The sequence below is a fragment of the Desulfobotulus mexicanus genome, assembly GCF_006175995.1.
Lineage (GTDB): Bacteria > Desulfobacterota > Desulfobacteria > Desulfobacterales > ASO4-4 > Desulfobotulus > Desulfobotulus mexicanus.
The window spans coordinates 22,753-29,356 of sequence record NZ_VDMB01000030.1 but is presented as its reverse complement, the minus strand read 5'-3'; the positions used below and the strand labels follow the sequence as shown (position 1 = coordinate 29,356).

5 protein-coding genes and 1 rRNA gene are annotated in these 6,604 nt (G+C 47.3%); all 6 read right to left on the bottom strand.

Features of this window, described 5'->3' with window-relative positions; all coding sequences use genetic code 11:
• Window positions 1-977: ribosomal RNA gene (locus FIM25_RS17380) — 16S ribosomal RNA — on the bottom strand; the annotation flags it as partial.
• Window positions 978-1,157: 180 nt separating this feature from the next.
• On the bottom strand, window positions 1,158-2,030 hold the full coding sequence (locus tag FIM25_RS15230) for a histidinol-phosphatase (RefSeq protein ID WP_139450716.1): 873 nt from the start codon (window positions 2,028-2,030) through the stop codon (window positions 1,158-1,160).
• 307 nt (window positions 2,031-2,337) lie between these two features.
• Window positions 2,338-3,225 carry a metal ABC transporter solute-binding protein, Zn/Mn family gene (locus FIM25_RS15225; protein WP_218961456.1) on the bottom strand — a complete coding sequence of 296 codons (888 nt, stop codon included), beginning with the start codon at window positions 3,223-3,225 and terminating at the stop codon, window positions 2,338-2,340.
• Window positions 3,226-3,271: 46 nt separating this feature from the next.
• Entirely contained in the window at window positions 3,272-3,634 is a 363-nt protein-coding gene (yidD, locus tag FIM25_RS15220) for a membrane protein insertion efficiency factor YidD (RefSeq protein ID WP_139450715.1), read from the bottom strand.
• A gap of 40 nt (window positions 3,635-3,674) precedes the next feature.
• Window positions 3,675-5,366, bottom strand: coding sequence for a potassium channel family protein (locus tag FIM25_RS15215; RefSeq protein ID WP_139450714.1), 1,692 nt, complete (start codon window positions 5,364-5,366; stop codon window positions 3,675-3,677).
• Window positions 5,367-5,434: 68 nt separating this feature from the next.
• Entirely contained in the window at window positions 5,435-6,451 is a 1,017-nt protein-coding gene (locus FIM25_RS15210; protein ID WP_179953436.1) for a tRNA dihydrouridine synthase, read from the bottom strand.
• Window positions 6,452-6,604: the final 153 nt, after the last annotated feature.

Sequence of the window (6,604 nt, the reverse complement as noted above, 5' to 3'; positions counted from 1 at the left end):
CGTGGGTTCGGAGATGTGTATAAGAGACAGGGCCCCCGTCAWTTCCTTTGAGTTTTAATCTTGCGATCGTACTCCCCAGGCGGATCACTTAATGCGTTAGCTTCGGCACTGCAGGGGTCAATACCCGCAACACCTAGTGATCAACGTTTACTGCGTGGACTACCAGGGTATCTAATCCTGTTTGCTACCCACGCCTTCGCGCATCAGCGTCAGTATTGGTCCAGAAAGCCGCCTTCGCCACCGGTGTTCCTCCTGATATCTACGCATTTCACCGCTACACCAGGAATTCCGCTTTCCTCTGCCATACTCAAGYCTGCCAGTATCACATGCAGCGTTGGGGTTGAGCCCCAAAATTTCACATATGACTTAACAGRCCGCCTACGCGCCCTTTACGCCCAATAATTCCGAATAACGCTTGCACCCTCCGTATTACCGCGGCTGCTGGCACGGAGTTAGCCGGTGCTTCCTTCATGGGTACCGTCAATACAAAGCCCTGTTAGAACTCTGCAACTTCTTCCCCATTGACAGAGCTTTACGACCCAAGGGCCTTCTTCACTCACGCGGCGTTGCTGCGTCAGGGTTTCCCCCATTGCGCAAAATTCCTCACTGCTGCCTCCCGTAGGAGTCTGGGCCGTGTGTCAGTCCCAGTGTGGCTGATCATCCTCTCAGACCAGCTACCCATCACTGCCTTGGTGGGCCGTTACCCCGCCAACTAGCTAATGGGACGCGGACTCATCCTCAAACAAATGCTTTCAAGAAGAGGCATTCTTTGGCTATATCTCCCGCAGGAAACACAACATCATCCGGTATTAGCAACGCTTTCGCGATGTTATTCCGAATTCAAGGGTAGATTATCCACGCGTTACTCACCCGTGCGCCACTTTACTTATCCCCCGAAGGGAACTTTCTCGTTCGACTTGCATGTGTTAAGCACGCCGCCAGCGTTCATTCTGAGCCAGGATCAAACTCTCCGTTGAATCTCTGGTACTACCCCCACCTTAAAAAGATAGGGTACTCAGGGGCATGTTCTTTATCTTTCACTATCTGATTTTCAAAGATCGATTTCTTTCGATCCGCCGCTCCGTGAGCAACGAAAAACAAGATAAACGAATCAGGCCGATTAAGTCAACTACTTTTTTAATCAAAACCAAACAAAACTATAAGAGGCTGAAATCAATAGGCCTGGGCAGGGGCCAGATGGTACTGGCCCCTGCCCTTTTTAAAATACCAATTCCTTTTTCCATAAAATTACCCACCTGAGATACCCCATGGGAATCATCGCCCGGCACCAGTGTAATTCCCATTTCCACAGCCTGATGCAGAATCGAATCTGAAACATATGGCTCCAACCCACCTTTATATAAAGCCCTGAGATTAAAATCCAGAATAAGACCGTAACGGGCCACAGCCTCCAGGTTTCTGGTAATCCGTCTTGCTATTTCAGGCTTGAGCATGCGAAGCCGATAATCTTTATCAAAAATACGTATAAGATCGAAATGCCCCACCACAGAAGGCCTGAGCGTTTCAATCATTTCAAGCTGCAGGTCAAAATAGCTGCAGTACATGGCATCCATACCACCTACAGCATCAGCCGTTTCTCTGTATTGTTCCGTGGAATAATCAAAACCCATATCTGATACATGATGGACAGAGCCAACAATATAATCAGGCTTGAATTTCAACATCAGATTCTTCATGAATGTTTCATAGCCGGAATAGCTCTCGCTCTCCATGGCAACCAGCACCTGCAGCCTTGGCCTGAAAGCAGCCTGCAGCTCCCGGCAACGGGCCATGTACCGAACAAATCGGTCATATAAAAACTCCGGGGTCAAACCTGCCGCCACCTGATCCGGATAACGGAATTCCGGACTTGGTGCCGGCACATGCTCTGATATTCCAACCCAGGAAAATCCAAGCTCCGCATATCTTTCAAGAACAGCTTCCAGGCTGTCTGTTGCATGATGACAGAATTCACCGGAATGCCCTCCATGCACGGAAACCCACCCAGCCTTTTCTTCTTCGGCACACATACTTCCTCCCCGACCTTAAAACAAAAATGCCCGTCAGGTTCTTAACCGAAAATCTTAAAGGTTTCCACTCCCGCATGTAAATTTTTTTCTGATTACCACACGAATTCAACCAATCCACATGCCCGTGGATATGGATAAAAGCTTCCCGGAAGATGAAAAGTCCCTGTAATATATTTTCATATCCATGCCAAATGAGATACCCAGCACTGCTGTCAGAGACAGAAATACAATCTGCCCCTGTTATTTTACTGATTCAAATATCCAGAATCAAAAAAACTTAAGGTACAGAGTTTTTTAGCCTGAAAAACTAGCGTACATGCTCTTCCATCGCACGGGCTGCTTTTAATAGATTTTCCCGCCAGTTCTCCGCCAGAGGGTCCAGGGTAACAACCCTTGCCTGCACGGATTCCGCTATAATATTAGCTGCTCTGTCAGAAAACTGCGGCTGAACAAAAACAACCGAAGCATTTTTTTCCCTCGCCATGCGTATCATTCTGGCCAGCTCACCAGGGGTCGGCTCTCTGCCACCAACCTCCACCGGAATCTGCTCAAGTCCGTAATCATGGGCAAAGTAACCCCATGAGGGATGAAAAACAAAAAAACTACCACCTTCCTTACCCGCAAGAATACTCCTTATCTCAGTATCTGTGTCCATGACTTCCTTGACAAAGGCAGTATAGCCCTCGTCAAAATCTCTTGCAGAAGAAGGAAATTTTTCTTTAAGCACACTATGAATCAAATTAATCTGATGCAGAACAAGCTGAGGGGACAGCCAGACATGGGGGTCAGGAAAACTCGTATCATGCTTATGTTTTTTGCCATGACCATGCCCATCATGGTGGTGATGCCCTGCAATGGGCCTTTTCTCCAGCCCCTCATCGGTCTTTACCATAAGAAGACCAGGATAGGTTCTGGCAAGCTGGGGCAACCATGCCCTCTCAAAAGGAACTCCTATGGAAAAATATACCTGCGAACGGGCGAGCTGCAATATTTGAGAAGGGTCCGGCTCATAGCTTGCAGGACTGGCACCCGGTGCAACCATCACATGCACCTCCAGATGATCTCCTGCAATTTTTTCCACAAAATGTTTCTGAGGAAGAATACTTACGGTAACAACAGGTTTCTGCACAGCCAAAGAAAGAGACGGAACTGCAAGAATCATAAAAAGAATGAAAATTCGTTTTAAATCAATCATTTTAACCTCCTTGAAAAAGTCATTAAACACTTCACAGATTAAAATATCAGCCTGCAGGGTCAAACACCCTCGGACCTTCGGACGCAGGAATCCAGCGGATATTCGGATGATCCAGATCCTTTCCGCAACGCAAGAGCCGGTCAAAGACAGAAAACCAGGCATCAAGAAACGATTTACGACCAAAAGTCTGGGCTGCATAGGAAGAACAGGTAGGCTGCATACCGCATCTACCACTGCGCACGGCATGAAGATGATCCAGAGGCCCCTGATATAAAACCAGCATAGGGTTCAGAGAAAGCTTCTCCTCAGAAAGACCTGAGCCACCTGCAGCACATCCGCTCAACAAAAAAAAGACAAAACACAAATACGGCACCCCGGACCAGGCGAACCGCTTCGGATACAACACCATAGAAGACTCCTCTACTAATCCACGATTGCCATACTTCAGCTTATTTTTCAGGATAGCGGCGCATGAAAGCACTCTCTGCCTCAGCTGTTCCCATCAGAATAAGCTCGGTACCTTTCTCTATAATTTTCATGGGATCCGGGTTGATATCCATTGATTCTCCCTGAACCATGGCAATAACGCTGCACCCGGTATGCTTGCGGATTTCACTTTGGATAAGACTTTTACCCCATATTTTTTTCTGGCTGAAAGTCCTGAAGATGTTCAGCCCCTCCGTGAGCATCTGCACTTTTCCGGGGCTTAAAAGATTGAAAAGTGTATTACTGGCAAGGGCTGCATAAGACATCACAAGATCTGCACCCGCCGTATGAAGAATACCTATATTCCGGTCCAGGGTTGCACGGCTGATAATCTGAATATCCGATCTGAGCTTTCTGCAGTACAGGGTCAGATAGATATTCATATCATCGCTATGGGTCGTGATAAAAACCGAGGGAGCCTTACGTATACCCGCCTCCTCAAGGACCTCAAGTTCCGCAGCATTACCTATCACCACATTATTCTTCGTTCCTGCCACCTTGCTGTTTTTTTCAACAATGCAATAGCGAATACCCCGGGATTTCAGTATAGCTGCCGCAGCCTGCCCCACCCGGCCTCCCCCGAGAATCAGAACCGCATCCGGGGACCCTGACTGCTTTCCCACATAATCCTCATAGGCCATAACCTGCTCCATGGAGCCTACCAGTACCAGAACCGTTTCAGACTGAATAAGACTCTGGGGGCTTGGAATATTGAAGATACCACGCTCCCAGAGCCCAACCACATTCAAACCAGTTTTCTGACGGATACCACAATCCATAATGGTTTTACCCACAAGGTGAGTACGCATGGCAGGGGCCTCCACAACAACCAGTTTTTCAAACCTTGCAATAACGGCAGACTGCAGTCCAGGACCGAGAATCCGCCGGGCAAGAAACTCTCCCAGCAGTTTGCGGAACTGAAAAACCTGTGTGGCTCCGGCCAGACGAAGAATATCCACAGACTCATCGTTTTCAGAATTCACAACTATGGGAATAGTTTTTGAAAGCTCCCGAACCGTAAAAGCCACGTTGGTATTTTTCATGTCATCGGTCAGGGCGAGAACCATGCAAGCCTTATCAATTTTCAATCTGCGGTAAGTCTCAGGATCATCCGGATCTCCTGCCAGAGCCTTATAGCCCTGATCCCTCAAAGCCAGCGCCTGATTCACATCGGGCAAAAGAAGAACATAGGCCCTTCCATACTTGACAAGTCTTGCAATAAAACTGGTGGCAACTGGCTCAAAACCCACAATGATTACGTGGTCATCCACCTCTTCCGGCAATTTTTGCATGGCACGGGACTGGGTCTGGGCCTCCAGCCAGGGCGCATAAAAAAACTGGATAAAAGTAAAGGGAAGCATAACCAGAAGAAACACAATCCCGGAAATAAGGACCAGGATGGAAAACAGCCTGCCAATATCACTATGAAAGGTTATATCACCAAAACCGAGGGTGGACATAACAGTAAGCGTCCAGTAAACACCCGTAGCCCAGGAATGGTCCTGCCCCTCCATCTGCATAAAAAAATGAAACAGCACACTATAAAGGGAAATTACCCCAACAAGAATAATTACAAAACGGGACAAAAGTCGAATATTACGTCTGGCCCTTCGATCCTGAAGGAGGTACATGAGCTGAGAAGGAAGGAATTTCATATAACCTCCTTATTATGAAATAAAAATTATAATTTTTCAGCTAAAATAAAAATGCAACAGATCTTCCCCTACAAGCAGCCTTCCACCCTCCCATGATCAATGCAGCAGGCAGGATCAACCCATCCTCCAGCCCGGGAAGGCAGCCATGCAGGTCTTGAATCAAAAAAAGCCTGAACCTCTTTCTGAAAAAGATCCAGTTTCTGAAGCTTTCTTATTTTTTTAAACAGAATATCTCCACCTTCAAAACTTTCATTAAAACAGACCCACCAGCCTTTCATACGCGCCAGAAGATGGGATGGACCGGAAAGCTTCTTCTGATATGCCGCTTCAAGATCTTTATAGAATAAAATAAAACGATCCAGTTCGTCTTCTTTTTTATCTGCAAAAATACCCTTAATACGTTCCGGCAAAAAAGGATCTGCCAGAAGCCCCCTTCCCAGCATCCATGAGTTAACCCCAGAGAAACAGGATGACAGGGCCTGAAAATCATCCCTGCTCCATATGTCTCCATTGTATACAAGCGGATGGCATGACGCATGCAAAAAATAATGAAAGGCTTTCAGATCCGGCCTCCCCTCATACATCTGAACACCGATACGGGGATGAAGAATCACCCGATGCAAGGGATACCTGTTCAAAACAGCCAGCAAAGCCCCCGTCTCGTCTTTGCTGTGACGGCCAAGACGTATCTTGACAGAAACTTTAAGGGGCGAATGCGAGCAGACCTCTTCCAGAAAGGCGTCCACGCGGTCCGGAAAACAAAGCAGGCCGGATCCCTTGGCTTTTTTTGCCACCATGGGAAAGGGACAGCCCAGATTCCAGTTGAGTTCCCTGAAACCCATATCTTCAAGGCGACAGGCCAGAGAAATAAAGGCGGCAGGATGGTTACCGAGAATCTGAGGAACCACAGGGATGCTCCCTGTTTCCTTCTTTGCCAGATCCCCCAGAATTTTTACAGAAAGATCCTTGGCCTGCTGCAGGGAAATAAATGGTGCAACAGCCTCATCAACTCCTGAAAAATTCCTGCTCCAGACCTCCCGGAACACCCTGTCCGTATAACCCCTCATTGGTGCCATTATTATCATAACTGAATCCATCTCCACTTTCAGAAATCCCCATCTTCACAAACAAAGAGAAAAAAAAGTAACATATAATTCGGCATAAACAAACCTGAGCCAGAAAAAGGGACACAAACACCCCGCAAAGAAGCTTGCAAGGGATTTTTTTTCTCCTCCCTT